The organism is Bradyrhizobium sp. KZN70725, from assembly GCF_055264925.1.
The window spans coordinates 1-505 of the sequence record NZ_JBUYWT010000209.1 but is presented as its reverse complement, the minus strand read 5'-3'; the positions used below and the strand labels follow the sequence as shown (position 1 = coordinate 505).

At 65.0% G+C, this 505-nt stretch carries 1 pseudogene; it reads right to left on the bottom strand.

The features are described 5' to 3' along the window. Positions 1 to 324 precede the first annotated feature (324 nt). A pseudogene (locus ACZBJS_RS42750) lies at positions 325 to 505 on the bottom strand (ISNCY family transposase); the annotation flags it as partial.

Sequence of the window (505 nt, the reverse complement as noted above, 5' to 3'; positions counted from 1 at the left end):
GCCGCCAGGCTGAAGCGCGTCGGGGCTGATCTGCTGTCCGTCAGGCGCAAACCTCGCCAATCGATGCGGTCCAAGGAACACGCTGACGGTGCCATCGGGATACTCATGGAGGCGCACCACAGCCTTGACGAAGTGAGGCCTGAGCCGGCTCTGCGGCAGCTGCAGCCGCCGACCGTTCCATGCAACGGTATTATCGTTGGCGACGGTTCGCTCCTCGATCACGCACAGCGCCTCGCGCCAGGCCTCATGCCGGTCGGCCACGAATGCCGAGCCTTCCTGTTCGGGCTTGATCGCAAACGCGGCGTTGTGCCCGGGGATGTAATGCGCCTTCAGCCACGCGTTGGCAGCCTCAACCGTCGTGATTCCGGCAAGCCGCAGCTCCTTCGGCAGCCGATCCTGCAAGGTGCCGAACACCCGCTCGGAACGCCCGCGCGCCTGCGGCGAATAGGCTGCGATATGCTCGATCCCAAGATGCGACAAAGCCCGTCCCACCTGGGTTTGTTGC